The sequence below is a fragment of the Pseudooceanicola antarcticus genome, assembly GCF_900215355.1.
In the GTDB taxonomy this organism is placed as follows: Bacteria; Pseudomonadota; Alphaproteobacteria; order Rhodobacterales; family Rhodobacteraceae; genus Pseudooceanicola; species Pseudooceanicola antarcticus.
Genome location: NZ_OBEA01000002.1, coordinates 364,956 through 386,630, shown reverse-complemented (window position 1 = coordinate 386,630; position 21,675 = coordinate 364,956). Strand labels below are relative to the sequence as shown.

Genomic DNA, 21,675 nt, shown 5'->3' with positions numbered 1-21,675 from the left:
AAACTGGGCCCGAAGAGACTAAGAAGACATGTCCGTGGTCAGCGTGTTGCGCTGCCAGAAATCGGTGGCGGTGCGGCGGTTGATCTGCAGCATGTCGCGCATGGTCCGCTCGGCCTTCGCCGGATTGCGGTCGCGGATCGCCTCGGCGACGTGGATGTGGCCCTCGCGCGAGACAGGCTCTCCGTCCACGACCAGCACGCCGTATTCATAGGAAATCCGCAGAATCGTCAGGATGATCTTCTGCATCTGCCGCATCATCATGTTGCCGGTGGCCTCGAGAACGGTGGCGTGGAAGATGCAATCGGCGTTGAACATGGCCTGAACATCCGCTTCGCCGGGATGCATGGCATGGGCGCTTTGCAAAATGCGCGCGATCTGGTCGTCACTCGCGCGCTCGGCCGCCAGGGCCGCGGCGGCCGGTTCGATGATGCAGCGCAACTCGGTGGTTTCGGCGAACATCTGGTGGATGCGCGGGTGCTCCGGATCGTGCCACGAGACCACATCCGCATCCAGCAGAGACCATTCCTCGAGCGGGCGCACGCGGGTGCCGTAGCGCCGAGCGGTGCGCACCAACCCCTTGCCTGACAACACTTTTATTGCGTCGCGCACCGTGGCCCGGCTGACGTTCAGAGAGGCGGCAAGCTCGGGCTCGGTCGGCATGGTCTCACCCGGCGCATAGACGCCATTGGTGATGCGTCGTCCCAGCACCGTCACGGCCTCCTGTGCCGCGCCGGTTGGCAGGGGCGAGCCGACTTCCAGCGGGAACTCCAGATCGCCCACACGCAGCCCTGGTCGAGTGACCTTCATACTTTTGCCTTTACATATGATCTAGAGGATGCACAGTCTGCACATCAGCATTGCAGCGGACACGGGAGGAGCCTGTCAAGTTCGTTGGCTGCGATGACTAATTGGAGGATTACATGTTGATCAAGAAAATCGTTGCCACGGCATGCGCCGCGGCAGTCAGCGGACTATTGTCCACGGCAGCCTATGCGCAGGACATCAAGTTCGGCATCGGCATCCCCGAGGGGGATTTCCCCGAGTACAACGCCCTTGTGCGTTTCAAGGAATATGTCGAGTTCAAATCCAACGGAGAGATGAACGTCCGCCTCTTCCCCAACAACCAGTTGGGCGGCGAACGCGAGATGCTCGAGCAGGTTCAGCAAGGCAGCCTGGAACTGACCTTCGCGGCCGATGGCGCGATGGCCGGTTTCTATCCGCCCATGCAGGTCTGGTCGATCCCCTACCTGTTCGAAAGCGCGCCGGTGGCATGGGAGGTCATGAACGGCGAGTTCGCCGATGACATGCGTGCCGATATCCTCGAGAAGACGGGCCTGCGCGCCCTTGCCTTCTCGCAGAACGGCTTCCGCTCCTTCACCAACAACATCCGCCCGATCGTCAACCCCGAAGACATGGCCGGGATGAAGATCCGCACCATGGAAAGCCCCGTGTTCATGGAGCTCGTGAACTCTCTGGGCGCCACGGCGACGCCGATCTCGGGGTCCGAGGTGCTGATGTCGCTGCGCCAGGGCGTGGTCGACGGACAGGAGAACCCGCCGGCGGTCGTCTATGGCGGTGGCCTGGGGGAAGTGCAGAAGTACTACACGCTCGACGAGCATGTCTTCGGCCTGCACGTCATCATCGCCAACGAGGAATGGTTCAGCGGCCTGTCGGAAGGCAACCGCCAGATCATCAAGGACGCGGCGCTGCTGATGGCCTGGACCGAGAACCTTCAGAAGACCGAAGGCGACTGGCGTTTCTCCGAGAAGCTGCGCGAAGAGCTGGGGATGGAAATCCACGTCTCGACGCCTGACGAGAAAGCCGCGTTCAAGGAGATCACCCAGGCGCCGGTCGAGGCCTTCATCCGCACCAAGGTCGGAGACGACTTGGTCGACGAGCTTCTGGGCCAGGTCGATGCGGCCAAAGACCGTCTCTACGACTAAGGCCACAACAGGCCGCCGCCCCTTGCCCATTGCAGGCAAGGGGCGGCGCAACCGGAGCTTCCAACATGCACAGAACCGCCCTCGCCGCCGCAAGGCTGCTGACACGGACCACGGAAATCCTGGCGACCTTGCTCATTGTCGTCGTTACGGCCCTCAACCTGACGCAGGTTGGCGGGCGCTACCTGTTCAATACCGGCTTCAGCTGGACCGAAGAATACATGCGGTATCTCATGATCTGGCTGATGATGCTGGGCTCTGTCGCCTGCATCTTTCGCGCCGAACACATGGGCATCGAATTCCTCGAGACCCTTGCCGGCCCCAGGCGCGCGCCCCTGGTGAAATCGGCGCTCTATTCCGTCGGGGCGATCTTCTGCCTCTATGTTCTGGTTTACAGCTGGCCGCTGGCCCTGCGCAACGCAGCCCAGGTTGCCCCGGCCTCGGGAATTCCGATGATCTATCCCTACATGGCGCTGCCGGTCGGCGCCGCCCTGATGCTCGTGCAGATCGCGCTGACCTGGTTCGCAGGTTTCGAACCCGATGAGGACAATGCCACCGAAACCGGGAGCGCCGCATGATCTGGGTCGCCATTACCGGGCTGGGATTGCTGTTCCTGGGTGTCCCCGTCGCCTTCGCCATCGGCCTGGCCGGGCTTGTCGGTGTCTGGGTCGCCGACATCCCGCTGGCGATCGTCGCCACGCGCCTGTTCACCGGCGTTGACAGCTTCGTCTTCCTCGCCGTGCCCTTCTATATCCTCGCCGCCGAGATCATGAGCCAGGGCGGCATCACCACCCGGCTCATCACCATCGCCCAACGCGCCTTCCTGTGGCTGCCCGGCGGGACCGCCTTTGCCAATATCGGGGCCTCGGTGCTGTTCGCCGGCATCTCGGGCTCGGCGGTGGCCGATGCGGCCGCATTAGGCCGTGTGTTCGTCACCGAGATGCCGAAGGAGGGCTACAGCAAGCCCTATTCCGCGGCGGTCACTGTCGCGTCCTCGATCATCGGGCCGATCATCCCCCCTTCCGGTCTGGCGATCCTGCTGGCGGCGGTCTCCGGGCTCTCGGTGGTCGACCTGTTCCTGGCCGGCGTCATCCCCGGCCTGTTGCTGGGCGGGGCCTGCGCCGTCGTGGTGGCAATCGACGCGATGCGGGGCAAGCTGCCCAGACCGACACCCGCGCCCTCGGGGGACAGTGTCCGGCGCATGGTCATCGAAGGCGTCGCTGTCGCCACCCTGCCGGTCATCATTGTCGGCGGCATGGTCGCCGGCGCCTATACGGCGACCGAAGGAGGCGGCATCGCCGTTGCCTATGCCATCTTCCTCTCTGTCTTCGTCTTCCGCGGCATAGACCTGGCCGGGCTCTGGCGCGCCTTCATGAAGGCCGCGAGGGTCTCGGCGACAATCTACCTGCTGGTGGCGGCGGCAACGATCCTGTCCTACGCCCTGAACCTGCTTGGCATCGCCTCGGGGATCAGCGCCGCCGCGGACATGTTTGGCGGACAGCCGGTGCTCTTCCTCCTGGCCATCGCGCTGCTGATGCTGGTGCTGCGGACCTTCCTGGATATCGGCGCGGCGATCCTGATCTTCGTGCCGCTGCTCCTGCCGCCGGTGCGCGAGCTCGGCATCGACCCGCTGCAGGCCAGCATGGTGGTGATGATCACCCTTGCCATCGGCCTCGTCACGCCACCGGTCGGCGTCGTCCTCTTCGTCGTCATGCGCGTCGGCAAGATCGGCATGCTTCCCCTGATGCGCGCCCTGACGCCCTTCCTCGTCGCGGAACTGGCGGCGGTCGTCCTTCTCTGTCTCGTCCCGCAGCTGTCCACATGGCTGCCGGTGTTGCTCAATCCCTGATCCCAATAGGCCTCTCGTGAAGATCACATCCATCGAAACCACCATCGTCAACGCGATCCACCGCAACTGGGTTTTCGTCAAAGTGCAAACCGATCAACCCGGTCTTCATGGCTGGGGAGAGGCAACGCTGGAATGGAAGACCCGTGCCGTCAACGGCGCCATCGAGGATCTCGCCCCCCTGGTCATCGGCGAAGACCCGATGCGGATCGAGCATCTGGTCGCCCGCATGACCCGCTTCGGCTTCTGGCCGCTCGGCGCGGTGAGCGGCTCGGCCGTATCGGGCATCGAACAGGCGCTGTGGGACATCAAGGGCAAGGCCCTGGGCGTCCCGGTCTGGGAGTTGCTCGGCGGCAGGGTACGCGACAACATCCGGGTCTATACCCACCTGCGCCGCGCCAAGATCGGAGCGCAGGTCGGCATCGAGGACATCAGCGCCTTCTGCGACGCGGTGCAGGAAACGGTCGAAATGGGCTATTCCGCCGTCAAGCTGGGCCTGATCCCCTACACCGGCCATGATGCCCCGCTGTCGGCGGTGCGTCATACCGCCAAGCTGGCCCAGGCCGTGCGCGAGCGGGTCGGAGACGAGGTCGACATCATGACCGATTTCCATGGCCGCCCCGAAAGCCTTGACGCGGCCAAGGCCTATATCGACGCGATCGCGCCGATCCGTCCGATGTTCATCGAAGAGCCGATCCAGCCGGGCAACACCCCCGCCATGGCGGATCTTGCCCGGCGCGTCGATTGCCCGCTGGCAACAGGAGAGCGCCTTTTCTCGCCCCGCGAATTCGCCGAGGTCGCCGAAACCCGCGCCGTGGCCTTTGTCCAACCGGACCTGGCCCATTGCGGCGGTTTCAGCGGAGGACGCCGCATCGCCGCCATCGCCGAGGCGGCAGGCATGGGCGTCTGCCCGCACAACCCGATGGGCCCTGTAGCGGGGGCGGTGGCGCTGCAGTTCGATGTCGCCACGCCGAACTTCGTGATCCAGGAAGAAGCCGTCGGTCTCGTGCCCTGGTTCGAGGACATCTGCAGCTCCTATCCGCTGGAGCTGGTCTCAGGCGCCTGGGCCGTCCCCGATGCTCCTGGGCTGGGGATCGAGATCGACGAGAAGACCGCCGCCAAGTACCCATTCAAGCAGGAGGAAATTCCGGCGCTTGAAGCCATTCACGGCGATGGCCGCATCGCCCACTGGTGACGGCTTGCGGGAATGCCGTCGGTGCCTTCCCTAGTCCCGCTTCCTGTTGAGACGGTAGTCGAGCTTGGCCCGCGTAAGCCCAAGCTGCCGGGCCGCCGCCGATGTGTTCCCTCCGGCTTCGGCAAGCGCGCGGTGCTCCAGCGCCGAGACGATCTGGTCCAGGGTTTGCCCCTGCTGCAACAGCGGGTGAAGCTCCCGCCAGAGCTGGTCGATCCTGTCGTCCTCCGGCTGAGATGCCGGGCCCGCGGCATCCGGGACCGGCGTTGCCTGGTCGCTGGTCGCGGCGTGGATATCCGCCGCCGTGATCAGCCCCGGCGTTTCCGCCATCAGGGCCGCGCGCCGGACCGTCTGCTCGAGTTGCGGCAGGTTGCCCGGCCAGCGGAAGTTCCGCAGAACCTCGAGAGCACCGTCCGAGAGCACCGGAGCAGCCCCCGCCCCGTGCTGCGCGCTCCGTGCCAGCAAGGCCGTGGCCAGGGCTTCGATGTCCTCTGGCCTGTCATCCAGCGGCGGCATCGCCAGGCAGGCGGTCGACAGGGCGTAGAAGAGCTCTGCCCGCAGCCCTCCCTGCCGCTGCAGTTGCGGCGGGGAGGCCGTGGAAATCCCGACGAGGAGAAATTTCTCGGGCCGTGCCTGGGCGGATCGCATGAGCCGCAGGAGGTCTATCTGCAAGGGGTCCGGCAGGCTTTCCGGCGCGTCGATGACAAGGACCTGCCCGCCTGCGGCCCCCTTCGCCAGCGCCTGCGAGATCTTCTGCAGCACCTCGGGCAAGGCCGGGGAGGCGCCGTGCACATTGTGCAGCTCGGCGGTGCGGAACCGCTTTGCCTTCAACCAGTTCGCCACCGCGAAGCGGCCGGAGCCGTCGGGCCCGGTGACAAGCGCGTTCAGACGATGTTCGGCGATCCTCTCCAGGTCCCTGCGCACGGGCGCGACGATCAGGTCCTCGATCCGTGCCGCATCGGCGGTTGTGCCGCCGCTCTCTTCCCTGTCGAAACGGGGCAGGCTCTCGGCCTTGGTGACCAGCACCTCTTCGAGGAACATGCGGACGAATGGATCATCCCGCCCCCAATCGTCGACAGTCTTGCCGACGACCCGGCATGCCTTGTCGCCCATGGCCGCGCAGCTGACCTCCTTGTAGAGGATCAGCTTGCGGAAGAAGACGCTGGCATAGCCTGCGGCATAGCCGGTCTGGGCCCAGCAAACGGGCTTCGTCGCCCGCCCGTGGCGGCGCTGGTATTCCGTCGCCTCGACCGATTCATGCCAGAGGAAGTCGCCGGAGAACCGGTCGTTGCGGAAGTCGAAGTCGTTGTGCATCGTCTCGACCCGCACGGTGCCCGTGACCATGTGCAGCCGCGTCCCGGCGGTGAAGGCGTCGCCCACGTCCAGGTTGGGCCAGGCGCGCCGGACGAATTCCGCATCCTCCCGGCCGCTGCGATAGCCCAGGCGCAGCATCAGGACCATCGCCTCCCGCTCTCCGAAACGGCGCACCAGCTCGTCCTGCAGGTCCACCCCGAAGGTCGCGCGCGCCAAAACCATCCGGGCACCGTTCAGCTCGATACTGCCGCGCGTCGGACTGAAGGTCATCTTCTCGAGCATGTCCGCCAGGGTCGGACGCCCGCCGCGGTCCAGAAGGCTCATTTCTTCGCGTGAGATTCTCATGCCCCCATTTAATCATATGGTGCAAAGACTTCATCAAATGATTGAGCCGCGGCGCAGAGAAATCCTGCCCCTTCGCCGCGAAACAGGAGACTCCTCAAGTAATTTTCGGCCCCTCACCCTTGGGAAACAAGGCGTGCCCTTCTGACGCTGCCGCGCAGCATGGAAAAAAGATTTTGACGAGATACAGCTATCGGCGGCCTCCTTGCTGTCGCCCTCGGGAACCGGGGGCAAAGGGAGGAACACATGACCAAGCAAGACCTGATTACCAAGCTGCCGGACGAGCCCCACGAGGCGATGATCAATCGCTTCGGCAAGGAGGGCGCCTTCATTCCCGGCGACGACAAGAACACCCCCTGGGTGCCCTTCGGAGAGGCCGCCGCGATCAAGCACCTGGCCTTCGACATCCGCCAGAACTCGGTCGCGAACATCCTCTGGGTCAAGGGCGGCGGGCGCATCGGCACCCACAAGCACCGCGGCGTGGTCTCTGCCGTGACGCTGGAGGGCTCCTGGGGCTACTACGAATACGACTGGGTCGCCCGCCCCGGAGACTTCGTCTACGAGCTGCCGGGCACGGCCCATACCCTTTATTCCGATGACCCGAACGGCATGAAGGCGCTGTTCTGGATCAATGGCGCGATCGAATTCTATGACGACGACGCCAACTTCGACTTCACGGCCGACGTCTTCTGGTTCATCGACCACTACGTGACCTACTGCGAAGCCAACGGCATCCCGGTCAACCAGGACATGTTCATGTGATCGCGCTGGATCGCAGGAAGGAAGACGACATGTCGCTTGAGACGATGTTCGACGTGGCGGGGAAATCCGTCCTCGTGACCGGCGCCGCCTATGGCCTTGGCCGCGCCTATGCCGAGATCATGGCCAGCCAGGGGGCCAACGTCACCCTGCTGGACATCAACGGCGATCAGCTCGACCGGACCCTGGGTGAACTTCGCGACAGCGGCCTCCGGGGGCAGGTCACGGGTGCGGTGGTCGACGTGACGGACCGCGCGGCGCTGGCCGAGGCCTTCGAGGCCGTCGCCGAGCGCCAGGGCGGCCTGGATGTCGTCTTCGCCAATGCGGGCGTCGACGCGGGCCCCGGTTTCCTGACACCCGAGGGTCGGCGCAACCCGGACGGCCAGATCGACGCGCTGGACGATGCCCATTGGGACAAGGTGATCGGGATCAACCTGACCTCGATCTACAACACCATGAAGCTGGCGGCGCGCCACATGAAGGCCCAGGGCCGGGGCGGGTCGATCATCGCCACCTCGTCCATTGCCGCCTTCTACGCCGACGGCATCGTCGGCACCCCCTACATGCCGGCCAAGGCCGGGGTGAGCCACCTGGTCAAGCAGCTGGCGATGGAACTGGGGCGCTACCAGATCCGCGTCAACGCGATCTGTCCGGGGCCGTTCATCACCAATATCGCGGGCGGACGCATGGCCAATGTCGAGGACCGGCAGGCCTTCATACGCTGGTCCTGCCTGGGCCGCGTGGCGGAAACCGACGAGATCAAGCCCCTGGCGCTCTACCTCGCCTCGCAGGCCTCCGGCTATGTGACCGGGGCGCAGATGGTGATCGACGGCGGCCTGATCCTGCGACCTGCGCAGGAAATCGACTGACGAAGGGTCTGGCGGCGCTCCGCCGCCAGCCAAGACAGGTCCCGCGAAAGGCAGGAGGAGCCCGCCGCGGGATTCAATCAGGGAGGAAGACCATGACACTCAAGATCAATCCGAAAGACCATCTCGACCGCCGCACGCTGCTCAAGGGCCTGGGCGCGGTCACCGCCGCCACCATCGCCCTGCCCCACGCGGCACGGGCCCGGGGCGCCAAGACCATCAAGATCGGCGTCATCAGCCCGATGACCGGCCCGCTGTCTCTCTTCGGGGAAACCGACGAATACACCACCGCCAAGATCATGGAGCTGGTGGCCGACGGCATCGAGGTGAACGGCGAGACCTACAACATCGAGATCCTGCTGCGCGACGCCCAGTCGAACCCCAACCGTGCGGCGGAACTGGCGGGCGACCTGATCCTGAACGACGAGGTGGCGCTGATGCTGCCCGCCTCGACCACCGACATCAACAACCCGACCGCCGATCAGTGCGAGCTCTACGGCGTGCCCTGCATCTCGTCCAACTCGCCCTGGCAGGCCTTCGTCATGCCCCGTGGCGGCGGCGAGGCGCCCTTCAACTGGACCTACCATTTCTTCTGGGGCCTGGAAGACGTGCTGGGCACCTTCACCGGCATGTGGAAGTCGATCGAGACCAACGGCAAGGTCGGCATGCTCTTCCCGCGCAACGCCGATGGCGAGACCTGGGGCAACGAGGACTACGGCCTGCCGCCTGCCGTCCGTGACGCCGGCTTTGAGGCCTTCGCGCCCTCGATGTTCGAGCCCCGCACCAACGACTTCTCGGCCCAGATCTCGACCTTCAAGGCCAACGACTGCGAGATCGTCGGCGGCATCACCTACGTGGCCGACCTGAAGACCTTCATCACCCAGTGCAAGCAGCAGAACTACACGCCCAAGGTGGTGACCGTGGCCGCGGCCCTGCTCTTCCCCTCGGGCATCGAGGCCATGGGCGAGCTTGGCGAGGGCATGTCCTCGGAAGTCTGGTGGACGCCCGCCTTCCCCTACACCTCGTCCCTGACCGGCCAGACCAGCCAGGAGATCGCGGACATCTGGGAGGCGGAGACCGGCAAGCAGTGGACGCAACCTCTGGGCTATTCCCACGCCCTGTGGGAAGTGATCCTGGACACGCTGAAACGCTCCTCCGATCCGCTGGACCGCGAGGCCAACCGCGACGCGCTGGCCGCCACCGACCTGGAGACCCTCGTCGGCCACATCAGCTTTGCCGATGGTCCGCACCCCAACGTCTGCAAGACGCCGATCTTCGGCGGTCAGTGGGTCGAGGGCGAAACCTGGCCCTTCGACCTGAAGATCGTGGACAACTCGCTCTATCCGGACGTGCTCGAGCCGGATGCGCAGATGAAACCGCTCGACTGGTCGTGAGGGATCGCATGTCTGATCAGGTGCTGCTGTCGGCCCGCGGACTGACCAAGCGCTTCGGCGCGGTCACCGTGGTGGACGACGTGACCTTCGATGTGGCGCGCGGAGAGGTCCTGGGGATCCTGGGCCCGAACGGTGCCGGCAAGACCACGCTGTTCAACCTGATCAGCGGCGATCATGCCGCGAACGGGGGGGAGCTGTCGCTTGACGGCTCCCACCTTCAGGCCGAACCGCCGTTCAAGCGTTGCCAGCGGGGCATCGGGCGCACCTACCAGGTGCCCCAGCCCTTCGGCGACATGACCGCCTTCGAGAACCTGATGGTCCCGGCGATGCTGAGCGCTAAGATGAAGGAGGCCGAGGCCTCTGACTATTGCGCCGGAATTCTCGCCGATTGCGGTCTGCTGGCGCGGGCGAACACCCTTGCGGGCGGGCTGACCCTGCTGGACCGCAAGCGGCTGGAACTGGCCCGCGCGCTGGCCGGCAAGCCCAAGCTGCTGCTGCTCGACGAGATCGCCGGCGGCCTGACCGATGCCGAGGGCGCCGAGCTGGTGGAGCTGATCCGCCGCCTGCGCGACCGCGGCGTCACCATCATCTGGATCGAACACGTTCTGCACGCCCTCATGGCGGTGGCCGACCGGGTCCTGGTGCTCAACTTCGGCGTCAAGATCGCCGAGGGCACCCCCGACACCGTCATGCAGGACCCAGAGGTGCAGCGCGTCTACATGGGGATAGAGGCATGACCGGAACACCCATTCTGTCGACCCACGCCCTGACCGGGGGCTATGGCGACTTCCAGGCCCTCTTCGGGATCGACATGGAGCTGCACGAGGGAGAGGTGATCTCGCTCATCGGCGCCAATGGCGCGGGCAAGTCGACCTACCTGAAATCCATCTTCGGACTGCTGCCCGTGCAGCCCGAGATGGTGCGCTATGACGGCCAGGCCGTCGGCGGCACCCCGGCGCACCGGATGGTGCGACGCGGCATCGCCATGGTGCCCGAGGGGCGGCGGCTCTTCGTCGGCATGACCGTCGAGGAAAACATGCTCGTCGCCATCGACAACGCCCGCCTGCCCGAGGCCGAGGGGCACTGGACCCGCGAGCGGCTGTTCGAGCTCTTCCCGATCCTGCGCGAGAAACGCCGCCAGCCCATCGAGGACCTGTCGGGCGGACAGCAGCAGATGGTCGCGATCTCGCGCGCGCTGCTCTGCCAGCCGCGCGTGCTTCTGTGCGACGAGATCAGCCTCGGCCTGGCGCCGAAGGTGATCCGCGAGATCTACGCGATCCTGCCCGAGATCACCGCCGCCGGCACCTCGATTGTCCTGGTGGAGCAGGACGTGAGCCTCGCCCGCGAAGCCTCCAACCGGCTCTATTGCATGCTTGAAGGGCGCATCACCCTGACGGGTGCCTCAAGTGACATCTCCCGCGACGCCATCGCCGCGGCCTATTTCGGAGCGTCAGATGCAGTGGCTTGATGCAATCATCCAGGGAATCCTGCTGGGCGGCATGTATGCGCAATACGCGCTTGGCATGGCGCTGATGTTCGGCGTGATGCGGATCGTCAACATCGCCCATGGCGACGTGATGATCCTGCTGTCGCTGATCGCCGTCTCGCTGGCGGGCGTGCTGCCCGTGGGCAACATCGGGTTGATCGTGGTGATCGTCCCCATCGCCGTCGCCATCGGCTGGGCCCTGCAGACCTTCATCCTCAACCGCGTGGTGGGGGCGGACCCCCTGCCCTCGCTGATCGCCACCTTCGGGCTGTCCATCGCGCTGCAGAACCTGATGCTCGAGATCTGGTCCGCCGACACCCGCAGCCTGCCCAACTCGGGCATCGCCAGCGAGTCCTTCCAGATCGGGTCGATCTACGTCGGCCTGCTGCCGGTGATCGTGCTGGTCTGCGCCTTCGTGCTGACCGGCGGGCTGGACGCGGTGATGCGCTACACCCGCTTCGGTCGCGGCCTGCGCGCCGCGGCAGCCGATACCGAGGCCGCGGCCATGACAGGGGTCGATCCGAAACGGATCTACGCCACGGCCACCGCCATCGCGGTCGGCATCCTCGGCCTGGCCGCGGTCTTCGCCGCGCTGCGGGCCACGGTCTCGCCCTCGGACGGCTCGGCGCAGCTGATCTATGCCTTCGAGGCGGTGATCATCGGCGGGATGGGCTCCATCTGGGGGGCCTTCCTGGGCTCCATGGTGCTGGGCATCGCCCAGGCCATCGGCCTCAGGATCGACCCCGGCCTGGGGATTCTCTTCGGGCACCTCGTCTTCCTTCTGGTCCTCGCGACGCGGCCCGAAGGCATCATGGCACGCAAGAAATAGAGGTCGGACATGGAAACCATCAAACACATGCGCGTGGCCCGCGCCACGACCTCAAGCCGCATCGCGATGACCTTCGGGATCATGGTGCTCTTCGCCCTCGTCGCCATGCCCTGGTGGGCGACCTCGGGCAATATCCGCTGGGCCATCGAGCTCTGCTGCTACATCGCCATCGCCCAGATGTGGAACCTGCTGGCCGGCTACGCCGGGCTGGTCTCGGTTGGCCAGCAGGCCTTCATCGGGGTGGCAGGCTACCTGCTCTTCGTGCTGGCGCAGAACTTCGGCGTGAATCCCTTCGTCGCGGTCTTCCTGTCGGTCATCGCACCGGCGGTGCTGGCGGTGCCGACCTACCTGCTGCTGCGCCGCCTCGACGGGCCCTATTTCGCCATCGGCACCTGGGTGGTGGCCGAGGCCGTTCGCCTGGCCACGTCGAACATAGACTACGTCAACGCAGGCGCCGGGATGACCCTGCGGGTGATGACCCAATACAGCCAGCATGAACGCGAGGTAGCCTTCGTGCTGCTCTGTGCCGTGCTGCTGCTGGCCACCATCGGCGGCAGCTACTGGCTGCTTCGCTCGCGCCACGGGCTGGCGCTGACCGCGATGCGCGACAACCCCGTCGCGGCGGCCAGCCAGGGTGTCAACGTGGGCCGCTTGCGGTTCTGCATCTTCGTCGCCGCCGCTGTCGGCACCGGGCTGGCGGGCGCAATCTACTACATGGCGCAGCTGCGCATCACCCCCGGCGCCGGCTTCGACCCGTTCTGGGCCTCCATGTCGATCTTCATCGTCATGGTGGGCGGCATCGGCTCCATCGAGGGGGCGATCATCGGCGCGCTGATCTACTTCTTCGCCGACCGGCTCTTCGGCGAGTTCGGCTCCGCTTACCTGATCGTCCTGGGCCTGCTGACCCTGGTGATCGCGCTCTACGCCCGAGGCGGGGTCTGGGGCCTGCTGCAGAAGCTGGGGGACCACCCCTGGTTCCCGGTACGCCGCAAGCTGATCGTGGAGGACAAGGCATGAAGGCCGCCGTATTCGACAGCCTGGGCCAGCCGCTGCGCGTGACCGACGTGGACACGCCCGAGGCCGGCCCAGGCCAGGTCCTGCTGAAGGTCTGCCGCTGCGGGATCTGCGGGTCCGACCTGCACATGACCGAAGACCCCACGTTCGGCCTGCAGGGCGGAGAGGTGATCGGGCACGAGTTCTCGGGCGAGGTGATCGATGTCGGTCGCGGCGTCCGGCACCTGAAGCCCGGGGACCATGTCGCCGCCGCCCCCCTGCGGGGCTGCGGCACCTGCCCGGCCTGCCAGCGCGGAGAACCCGCCTGGTGCAGCCGCTTCGAGCTGATCGGCGGCGGCTACGCGGAATACGCCGCCCTCGACGAGTTCCAGTGCCGCAAGCTGCCCTGGGGGATCACCGTGACCGATGGCGCCCTGGCCGAGCCGCTGGCCGTGGCGCTGCACGGGGTGCTGCGCGCGGGGCTGCAGCCGGGGGCGCGGGTGCTGGTCGTCGGGGCCGGCGCCATCGGGCTGGCGGTTGCCTTCTGGGCCCGGCGCATGGGCGCGGCGCAGGTGGTCGTTGCCGACCTGCACGAGCACCAGCGCGACCGCGCCATGGACCTCGGCGCCACCGATTTCATCCTCTCGGGAGACGACATGGCCGCCCGCACGGCCGAGGCCTGCGGCGGCACGGCGCCCGAGATCGTCTTTGAATGCGTCGGCAAGGCCGGCCTCATCGACCACTGCATCGACCTCGCCGCCCCGCGCGGCAAGGTCGTGGTGCTGGGTCTTTGCACCGCCCCGGATCACCTGGACAGCTTCCGCGCCATCTCGAAGGAAGTGACCATCGTCATGTCGGTCTTCTTCACCATGCCCGAGTTTGAAACGGCCATCCGCGCCCTCGACGGCGGAACCTATGCCCCCCAGCACCTGGTCTCTTCCCAGGTGCCCCTGCTGGACATGCCGGATGCCTTCGAGGCCCTGAGGACACGGACAACGCAATGCAAGATCCTTGTCGATCCAACGCGGACCACGGCAGGCGCACAGGCCAGGTAGCCATGCAGCCCTCCCGAGGCGACATGAGCCCGCCATTGCTGCCTTGCGGTGGCGGGCTCTGTCTTCGGACAGGCGCGCACCGAGGCCCAGGGGCGCGTAGACGTCCGATCGACAGGACGAAGAGCTGCATGAACACCGGACTGCACGCGGTCAGCGACACCAGGCGAGGCCCGATCAAAACCACGGAATATGCATGATGGCGGAGGAGGTGTCCGCATTTAAGTTGCTACAAGATACTGATTTAAAATCTATAAATTTTTATTCTCAGGCAGCATACCACACTTTGCACCACCCAAGCATATGACAAGTACCTTGAGCTACCCCCCGAAAATCGGACACTGACGTATGCTACGATTTGCTGTCTGCTGATCTTCGACGAGAAGGAGATCAGAGATGTCGAAACGGAAGCAGCATTCGCCTGAGTTCAAGGCGAAGGTGGCGCTGGAAACGCTGAAGGGTGAGCAGACGGTGGCGGAGCTGGCGAGCCGGTTCGGGGTTCATCCGACGATGATCCACACATGGAAGAGGGCCTTGTTGGAAGGCGCGTCGGGCGTGTTCGAACGTGGCGTCAGGAAGGCTCCGGAGATCGGCGAGGAGCAGGTCAAAGAACTGCACGCCAAGATCGGGGAGCTGGCTGTGGCCAACGATTTTTTGGCCAGAAAGCTCAAGCCTTGGGGCGTGACGTGAGGCGCCAGATGATCGAACCGGGCAATCCCGACCTGTCCATCGGCAAGCAGTGCAAGCTGCTGTCGATCCCACGGTCGTCGTTCTACTACCGCCCGAAGGGCGAGACTGCGCTGAACCTCGCACTCATGCGCCAGATCGATGAGCAGTCCCTGGAAACACCATTCTTCGGGGTGCGCCAGATGACTTGGCATCTGCGCAATGAGGGCCATCAGGTGAATGAGAAGCGCATCCGGCGGCTGATGGGTTTGATGCCGATCTACCAGAAGCCCAACACCAGCAAAGCCGCCAAGGGCCACAAGATCTACCCTTATCTGCTGCGTGGATTGCGGGTGGAGCGGCCCAACCAGGTCTGGGCGGCCGACATCACCTACCTGCCGATGCGGCGTGGGTTCCTGTATCTGGTGGCGATCATGGACTGGCACACCCGAAAGGTGCTGGCCTGGCGCATCTCGAACACGCTGGAGGCAGACTTCTGCGTCGATGCGCTGAACGAGGCCATCGCTAGGTTCGGCCCGCCCGAGATCATGAACACCGACCAGGGATCGCAGTTCACGTCCTTTGCCTGGACTGATCGGTTGCGGCGCTCTGGTATCCGTATCTCGATGGATGGCAAGGGCCGGTTCCTCGACAACATCTTCGTTGAGCGGCTCTGGCGGAGCCTGAAATATGAGTGCGTCTATCTGCACGCCTGGGAGACCGGATCAGAGGCAAAGGCCGGCGTCGGGAAATGGATCGAGTTCTACAAACGCAAACGCCCCCATTCAGCCCTTGGCGGCAAACCTCCAGCCGTGGTCTATTGGCTGAAAAAAAATGAAACCCAACCCGGTCAGCAGGAGCAAAGAGTAGCTTAATCTACGCGGAAAGCTGTCCAAACATTGGGGAGTAGCTCAGACGCCTCGTCATCCTAGAAGTCCCATTTGCGATAGTCCGGATGTTCGTCCTTCATCAGTTCGTAGAGCCAGACCATGCGATCAAGGTACCAGCTCTTGCCCATGTATGCCAAACTCACCCCCAGAACTGCACCCCAGATCGAGTGGGTGACGGTTGCCCAAACTGCCACAAGCAGACCAATAAAAGACACGATATTCAGCAGAGGAAATATCGGCGATTGATGGATCTTAGGGATCGGGACTTGGTCCCTGTTCAGGTAGACCCGTTCCCCCAAGACAGCCTTTGACGCCCAGTTGCGGGTCGAGGCGGGCCTTGAGAAGAAGATTGGGTTCAGGAATACCCAAAGCAGGGACAGGATTCCTGGGATCAAACACCACCAACCGATCCAAACACGGCTCCAGAATGCCAATACGATCAATGGAAGAACCGAGTATCTCGTCCATACACTCCAGGGATTGGCATGTTTCATCCAGTTCTCATCCGTCAGCTTGAAAACTTGTGCAACTTTTCTTTCGAGGGTCACGCGGTTTTTCCTTCGTCTGGCAGCGCCGTTTTCCTACAGCCTGTGCTCTGTTCGGTGAATACAGACAGCGTCATTGCGCATTTGCCCTACTCACGACGGTCGTCTTGATAGTACCCAGCCGCGTTGCGCGGTGGACAACTGTGTCCCCGGGTTGAAGCATGGCCTTTTCGTCGATCCCGTTTTCGATGAACTGTTCAATGATGTAGCGACGAGGTGTGTCTCCTGAAAGGAAACCCCCGAGAAGCAAATACCCGCCAATATGCGCCGCCATAGTGCGCCTGCTTGGCGGACGGAAAAGCACCCCGTCGGCTGTACCAGAGAGAACCACCTGCCCGCGCCGGATCACGCCATCGCGCGCCAGAGGTACAGCGGCCCCCTGATAGGTCCAATTGTCCTGGTTGCCATGCTCCAACGCGAAGCCGACCATTTGCCGGAAATCCATCAGCATATCCGATCCTTCCGTGAACTGCATGGAGCGTCCATCCAACTCTGTTGCGATGGCCTCACTGGCCACGAAGCTGCGCCAATCCTGCGGAATGACGAGCAGAGGACCTGTCGGAAAGGCTCCGGGAAGGCTTTTGGCGTCAGTGAATCCGATGCCGCTAAAGGTGTCCTCGCCATCGGGCATGCCACGTAACATCGCAGCCCGATCGGTGAAATCGCCGCACAGGAACACCGCCTTACGGGCGGAATCAAACTCTGTGAGCGACGCGATGTCTCGGTCGAAACTCATGCAGAGTTCAACTTCATAGTCCATCAGTGCCGTCCGGGTATCTACCGCAAGTTCACTGGTTGGTGCCGAAGGTTGCAGCAGTCTTGGAAATGCGAAAGGGGTCTCGTTGGCGACTTCTTCTCCGTGGCTGGCAAAGTTTGTTCCGAATGCCACGTGAGCCTGTGCATCGGAGACCGGCAACAGCGCGTCGAAAGGATACACCTCACTTTGCCCGGTCGCACCAAGTCGCACGAGGGCCTCCCAGCCAAGTATGTTGATCGCATCAAATGCGTCGTGTTGTCCTGACGGAAGATGCGGTGCAAGATCGATGGCCGTCGCCTGTGCCGGGGAGACAGACGTCACAAGCAACAGTTGCCTGTCCTCAGTAGAAGTACCGGCATTCCCGCTGAAGGCAAAGGTCAATGCTTCATTCGGGTCGGCGAGGGTTTGGTCTGTGACCCGCGCCGTGTCAGGGCGTTCAAAGTTCCAATCCGGCAGTGCCAGAAGATAAAGCGTAGCGGCGTAGAGACTCGTGACAAGTGCCGCGGGAATGAGGAATGACGTTCGCACGATAAGCTCCTTCAAAAGCTATGGGTTGGCTTCTCTTGGTGGAATACCTGAGGGATCGAATTTCGCTTAAACCCTTGAAATTTGATACATATAGCGGAACTCGGCCACTCAGCTTCGTCCAGAAAGTCTTTAGGATGGGTCTGCAGGCATTCCGCCCAGTACGACGAAAATGACGACACCAATCAGGATGAGTCCTTCGAAGCCATGGATCAGGACAGCGGGCCAGCTTGAACGGGTGACGTGCGCTGACAGCGCATAGACGAGGCAGGACAGAAGGATTGTGGGGAGATAAGGTGCCTTGTGGCTGTGATACGCCGCAAAGGCCACTGCGTTCACAATCCAGCCCCGCCCGCCAAAGGTCCTGACCATTCTGGGCAACAGTATCCCGTGGAAGAAGAAGGCCTCACCCAGGACATAGTTAAACAGGCTTGAAAGCAGAGCGATCCAAAGCAGGTTCCAGTTGCCTGTGTTCTCGGCTGTGGCAAGACTGGTGATGTCACCATAGGTCGGCGCCATCCATTCAGGTAATCGCGCGGCAAGCAGCGAGTCGAGCGAACCGAACGCGGCGCCCAAGATGAACACGAGGGCTATTCCAAGCGGTACAATACCCAACAACACACCCCATGACGGCTTTGATGTCCCCGGAATGCGCGGTGCAATCAACCAAAGGCTACGCCGCAGCGCTTCGCCCGTCCGGGCCTGTCCCTCCCAATACAGAACACCTAAAGCGACCGCCGTCTGCCATGCCATACCAGCGATGATCGTGCCCCAGTAAATGAGTCCTGGGTTCAGATCAGGCAGCCGTGCGACAAGAAACGGAGCAAGTCCCAAGGAAAGTCCCGCCATCGGCAGGGCGACCAGTAGCCAAAGGCTGAACAGCTGCGCCGGTGACCAGTGTGGAATGTCCTCATCACCCAAGTCGGCAGGGTAAATTACCGCCGGCAAATTTGTCTCAGAAACCATAGCGAAAACCTATCATGCCAGAGGTCAGAACCTCCCGATTGATGATCGGGCTGTCGGTGACACGATCAGGAAGAAATTCGACGGACAGCCCTCCGATGAGCGATACGTGATCGGTCAGCGCATAGCGCAACTGCAGACCGACAGACGGTACAACCGTGTCTTCTATTTTGTAGGCCGCGAGCATGTCGGTTGCTTCGCTGGGACGAATGCCGAAACTGTAGGTTGCCAGATCGCTGTCCATCCAGGTCGCGCCAGCCTGTACCGCGATCCCGAGGCGCGGTGTCGGCGAAAAGGCTGTTCCGACAGTCGCTTCGATTGCGGTTCCTTCGTGAATCCCTGAGATGTCAGTCAGGATTTCGAGGCCGGTTGAAAGTGGCCCGAAACGAAGCGTGCCTGCCAGTCCGGCCTCTGCCGCCGTCTCGCGTGTTAGGTGCCCAAGGCCCGCAACCTCGCTGGGGTCGGGAAAGAACCGCGGAGCCAGTATTGCGGACAAGACGACGCTTTCGCTGTCGAAGACATCGTATGAGGCGCCGGTGATACCGATGCTGAACCGGTCTCGCGTGTACTCCAAGTCAGGCAGGAAACTGCTTTCCTCAGTGTCAGCGTCATATGGTGATGTCGTCGCCACCCCCAGAACGCCGATTGTGAAACCGGAAGCCTCTTGCTCGGCAAATGCAGGACGCGGGCCAAGGGCTGCGATGATGGGGGCGGCAAGTGCCAGTGCCCGTAAGTTTTTGTGAATAGGGAGATGCACGTCTTAAACCCTTCTTTGCGTGACCGAGGATGACGTCGCGAATTCGCGACAATCATGTTCTGGCAGAATGCGGCGTGCGCCGCGTCCGATCAGGCAGGCTAGGAAGGTGTTCTGTCCGGACGGGAGGGTCAGGACAGCCGATCTGCGACAGATTCAGCGTTTTCGCAGGGCGGTCGGGGAAGTGCCCCGATGTTTGCGCACCGCAGAGTTGAAGGTCGAACGGGAGTTGAAGCCAACATCCAGTGCGATTTCGGTGAATGTGCGATCCGTTGTGCGCATCAACTGTTCAGCCTCGTCGACCCGGAAGCCGTTGACGAAATCGAAGAAACTGACGCCCAGATGATCGTTCAGCGTCTGTGAGACATAGTTCGGACTGGCACCGACATGCTCGGCCAGACGACGCAATGACAGGCTGGGGTCGCGGTGAAGTGCATCTCGCTGCATCAGGTGCGTCATACGATCGCCCAACTGACGCATCCGGTCTGCACTTAGCGCGGAACGCGCGTACTTTTCCGGGACTTCGTCATCCCCAGGCAAAGACCGCGCCCGCGGCGCAGGTTCCTGCAGTGCAGAGTGTTGGCGGATGCCGAAGTACACCAGTATCGCAACCCAGCTTAGCGTTACACCCGCATCGACCGCATCGGACCAACCGCCCGTCTCATAGAAGCCTGCGAGCAAGGGCTGTAGTGCCGCTTGCATCCAGGCAAAGAAAATCAGGACGATCACGACGCGCAGCCAGTTGAGCGTCCGGTCTTCGATTGAGGAGAACAGCGACCCGACCCTGCGCAGGTTGTCGTCCAAAACACGCCAGCAGGCGACGAGAAAGCCGAAGGTGATGGCAACAAAGGACGCCTGCATTGCAATCATCAGTGCCGCGGCCCGTTCACCTTCAACACTATCCGGCATTGGGAGTGAGGCAACCATCGCCACCTGTACGTCGCGCGGAAGCATCGCGGCTGCACCAAATAACGGCAAAGCGACCGCCATGGGCCCCGCATAGAGGAGTGCGGCACGCCGAAAGGGTGGCGTTTTCCCCGTTACGCGCAGAACGTAGAGATAAATGGAGGGTCCATAAAGGAAAATGACCACAGGCTCCAGGCGACCAATCCACAAAAGCGGGCCGCGCGCTTCCCATAGGTCGACGAGAACCGCCAAAGCGTCAAAAGCAGCGACGGCCAGGAAAACGATCAAGCCACCATTCAATTGTCGTTGCTCTTGGTCACCGAACATCGAAACCGCGCCAAACACAGCGATGGCAAACGTGATGGTCACCAGAGAATCCGTTGCAATTGTCTGGGACAGCATGGTGCCCTGCATCCTTGTCTGACGAACCCGAAAAACCTCTTTCGGGTGGTGCGTGCGATTGGAAATCACAGCCAGACTTCGGCCATGACAGGTCTTATGGTGCTACCCTCTACAAGAGACGGATATCCGCATTAATCAACCTTGAAATGCGTCGTGTTGGCTCCCACCTGTCCACTGAGCAAGCGCAAAACCACTGTGGTGCCAAGGCGTAGGGTGGCTTGAGTAAATTTTGTGCGACTGAACAAAACTGATCATTTTCAAAAGGTTCACAACCATGCGATGGTTCATCAAGGCTCACCCTTCCGCATCACTTGCCTTGCTTGCCATCCTTTTCGGGGCTGCACCGATCTTGGCTGTCTCTACCGGACTATTACCGGACGGAGCCAGCCAGATCGGCGCATTCAGCGCCAGTCTCGCCGCGTTTGTGCTGGTTGCCTTGGAAAGTGGCAAGGATGGCGTGAAGGCCCTGGCGCGCCGCGTGCTGATCTGGCGCGTGGGCTGGTTCTGGTGGGGCTTCGCGTTATTCTTCCCCATTCTTCCTTCGATTGCGGCACTCTACCTCTTTCACGCCATTGGTGGCCCGCTGCCAGATTGGAGTGCACTCAAACCATTATGGCAGGTGATCCCAATGATTATTCTGTTGACGATTTTCGCAGGCCTTGGCGAAGAATTTGGTTGGCGCGGTTTCCTTTTGCCAAGACTGAACGGCGCGCGCGCGCCGCTCAAGGCAAGCCTGATTATCGGGTTTTTCTGGGGCGTCTGGCACATCCCACTCTTCGTCACCCCGGGGACCGTTCAAAACGAGTGGCTTCACGATGGGGGATGGCTGCTTGCTATCGGCGGATACACACTGTTCTGTATGGCTTGGTCGGTTCAATACACTTGGATTTTCAATAACACCCGTGGCAGCGTTCTTCTGGCAGCCGTCATGCACGGTGCCGGGAATGCGTGGTTTGGGGGTTACATCGATGTTTACCGTGGGCACTTCGGAGGAATCTTGGTCTTTGCGGCCGTGATGGCAGCAGTTTCGCTTTTCATCATTCTGACGACAGGGGAATTCGGCGGCAGGACTGGCGGAACCACGTTTAAATAAAACAGCATGCGATGCTCTTCTTCTGCAGATATTACAGCCTAGCCCAAAGCAGCTGAAACAACCCGCTACAAAGATGGCCCGCGATGAAAGAATGGCCGCACCGAAGCATGCGAGGGACCGGTCAAAACCACGGGGTGCAATCAGAATTGTGAGGTAATCTC

At 62.8% G+C, this 21,675-nt stretch carries 21 protein-coding genes; 14 read left to right on the top strand and 7 right to left on the bottom strand.

Features of this window, described 5'->3' with window-relative positions; all coding sequences use genetic code 11:
• Positions 1–18: 18 nt before the first annotated feature.
• Positions 19–807: a FadR/GntR family transcriptional regulator gene (locus CRO50_RS06500; RefSeq protein ID WP_097145069.1), complete on the bottom strand. Its 789-nt coding sequence runs from the start codon at positions 805–807 to the stop codon at positions 19–21.
• Positions 808–920: 113 nt separating this feature from the next.
• Between CRO50_RS06500 and CRO50_RS06495 the strand changes: the two genes are divergently transcribed.
• The 4 genes from CRO50_RS06495 to dgoD all read left to right on the top strand — a co-directional run bounded on the left by CRO50_RS06495 (position 921) and on the right by dgoD (position 4,981).
• Positions 921–1,943: a DctP family TRAP transporter solute-binding subunit gene (locus CRO50_RS06495; protein WP_097145068.1), complete on the top strand. Its 1,023-nt coding sequence runs from the start codon at positions 921–923 to the stop codon at positions 1,941–1,943.
• 65 nt (positions 1,944–2,008) lie between these two features.
• Positions 2,009–2,518 carry a TRAP transporter small permease gene (locus CRO50_RS06490; RefSeq protein ID WP_097145067.1) on the top strand — a complete coding sequence of 170 codons (510 nt, stop codon included), beginning with the start codon at positions 2,009–2,011 and terminating at the stop codon, positions 2,516–2,518.
• Positions 2,515–3,789, top strand: a complete 1,275-nt coding sequence (locus CRO50_RS06485; RefSeq protein WP_097145066.1) for a TRAP transporter large permease — start codon at positions 2,515–2,517, stop codon at positions 3,787–3,789. The genes CRO50_RS06490 and CRO50_RS06485 overlap by 4 nt, the downstream gene beginning before the upstream one ends.
• A gap of 16 nt (positions 3,790–3,805) precedes the next feature.
• Positions 3,806–4,981 (top strand): galactonate dehydratase, encoded by a 1,176-nt coding sequence (gene dgoD / locus CRO50_RS06480; protein WP_097145065.1) that lies wholly within the window; start codon positions 3,806–3,808, stop codon positions 4,979–4,981.
• Positions 4,982–5,011: 30 nt separating this feature from the next.
• Here dgoD and CRO50_RS06475 read toward each other — a convergent pair whose 3' ends face one another.
• The gene (locus CRO50_RS06475; RefSeq protein ID WP_179747214.1) at positions 5,012–6,616 is read right to left on the bottom strand and encodes a XylR N-terminal domain-containing protein; all 1,605 of its coding nucleotides are present in this window, start codon (positions 6,614–6,616) and stop codon (positions 5,012–5,014) included.
• A 264-nt stretch (positions 6,617–6,880) separates the two neighbouring features.
• Here CRO50_RS06475 and CRO50_RS06470 point away from each other — a divergent pair, with 264 nt between their 5' ends.
• The 9 genes from CRO50_RS06470 (at position 6,881) to CRO50_RS06430 (ending at position 15,554) form a co-directional block, all read left to right on the top strand.
• A complete protein-coding gene (locus CRO50_RS06470) occupies positions 6,881–7,396 on the top strand; it encodes a 2,4'-dihydroxyacetophenone dioxygenase family protein (RefSeq protein WP_097145063.1) in 516 nt (171 codons plus the stop codon).
• Between the two features lie 29 nt (positions 7,397–7,425).
• Positions 7,426–8,262: an SDR family NAD(P)-dependent oxidoreductase gene (locus tag CRO50_RS06465; RefSeq protein WP_097145354.1), complete on the top strand. Its 837-nt coding sequence runs from the start codon at positions 7,426–7,428 to the stop codon at positions 8,260–8,262.
• Positions 8,263–8,354: 92 nt separating this feature from the next.
• Complete coding sequence (locus CRO50_RS06460) at positions 8,355–9,653, top strand: ABC transporter substrate-binding protein (RefSeq protein ID WP_097145062.1); 1,299 nt, start codon at positions 8,355–8,357, stop codon at positions 9,651–9,653.
• A gap of 8 nt (positions 9,654–9,661) precedes the next feature.
• On the top strand, positions 9,662–10,390 hold the full coding sequence (locus tag CRO50_RS06455) for an ABC transporter ATP-binding protein (protein ID WP_097145061.1): 729 nt from the start codon (positions 9,662–9,664) through the stop codon (positions 10,388–10,390).
• Positions 10,387–11,121 carry an ABC transporter ATP-binding protein gene (locus CRO50_RS06450; RefSeq protein WP_097145060.1) on the top strand — a complete coding sequence of 245 codons (735 nt, stop codon included), beginning with the start codon at positions 10,387–10,389 and terminating at the stop codon, positions 11,119–11,121. Before CRO50_RS06455 ends, CRO50_RS06450 begins: the two co-directional genes overlap by 4 nt.
• On the top strand, positions 11,108–11,968 hold the full coding sequence (locus CRO50_RS06445; RefSeq protein WP_097145059.1) for a branched-chain amino acid ABC transporter permease: 861 nt from the start codon (positions 11,108–11,110) through the stop codon (positions 11,966–11,968). The genes CRO50_RS06450 and CRO50_RS06445 overlap by 14 nt, the downstream gene beginning before the upstream one ends.
• 9 nt (positions 11,969–11,977) lie before the next feature.
• Positions 11,978–12,985 (top strand): branched-chain amino acid ABC transporter permease, encoded by a 1,008-nt coding sequence (locus tag CRO50_RS06440; RefSeq protein ID WP_097145058.1) that lies wholly within the window; start codon positions 11,978–11,980, stop codon positions 12,983–12,985.
• Positions 12,982–14,016, top strand: a complete 1,035-nt coding sequence (locus CRO50_RS06435; protein ID WP_097145057.1) for a zinc-dependent alcohol dehydrogenase — start codon at positions 12,982–12,984, stop codon at positions 14,014–14,016. The genes CRO50_RS06440 and CRO50_RS06435 overlap by 4 nt, the downstream gene beginning before the upstream one ends.
• A gap of 393 nt (positions 14,017–14,409) precedes the next feature.
• A protein-coding gene (locus CRO50_RS06430; RefSeq protein ID WP_232617745.1) for an IS3 family transposase occupies positions 14,410–15,554 on the top strand; the annotation gives its coding sequence in 2 pieces (ribosomal slippage) (positions 14,410–14,701 and positions 14,701–15,554; 1,146 coding nt in all).
• A gap of 53 nt (positions 15,555–15,607) precedes the next feature.
• Here CRO50_RS06430 and CRO50_RS06425 read toward each other — a convergent pair.
• The 5 genes from CRO50_RS06425 to CRO50_RS06405 form a co-directional block, all read right to left on the bottom strand.
• Positions 15,608–16,117: a DUF6653 family protein gene (locus CRO50_RS06425; RefSeq protein WP_097145056.1), complete on the bottom strand. Its 510-nt coding sequence runs from the start codon at positions 16,115–16,117 to the stop codon at positions 15,608–15,610.
• 70 nt (positions 16,118–16,187) lie between these two features.
• On the bottom strand, positions 16,188–17,399 hold the full coding sequence (locus CRO50_RS06420) for a fumarylacetoacetate hydrolase family protein (protein ID WP_157791730.1): 1,212 nt from the start codon (positions 17,397–17,399) through the stop codon (positions 16,188–16,190).
• A gap of 129 nt (positions 17,400–17,528) precedes the next feature.
• Positions 17,529–18,362: a CPBP family intramembrane glutamic endopeptidase gene (locus CRO50_RS06415; protein ID WP_097145054.1), complete on the bottom strand. Its 834-nt coding sequence runs from the start codon at positions 18,360–18,362 to the stop codon at positions 17,529–17,531.
• Entirely contained in the window at positions 18,352–19,116 is a 765-nt protein-coding gene (locus CRO50_RS06410) for a MipA/OmpV family protein (RefSeq protein ID WP_097145053.1), read from the bottom strand. The genes CRO50_RS06415 and CRO50_RS06410 overlap by 11 nt, the downstream gene beginning before the upstream one ends.
• Before the next feature lie 153 nt (positions 19,117–19,269).
• Complete coding sequence (locus CRO50_RS06405) at positions 19,270–20,421, bottom strand: helix-turn-helix domain-containing protein (RefSeq protein WP_157791731.1); 1,152 nt, start codon at positions 20,419–20,421, stop codon at positions 19,270–19,272.
• Positions 20,422–20,695: 274 nt separating this feature from the next.
• On the opposite strand from CRO50_RS06405, the gene CRO50_RS06400 reads away from it, so the two are divergent.
• Complete coding sequence (locus tag CRO50_RS06400; protein WP_097145051.1) at positions 20,696–21,514, top strand: CPBP family intramembrane glutamic endopeptidase; 819 nt, start codon at positions 20,696–20,698, stop codon at positions 21,512–21,514.
• The last annotated feature ends 161 nt before the right edge of the window (positions 21,515–21,675 follow it).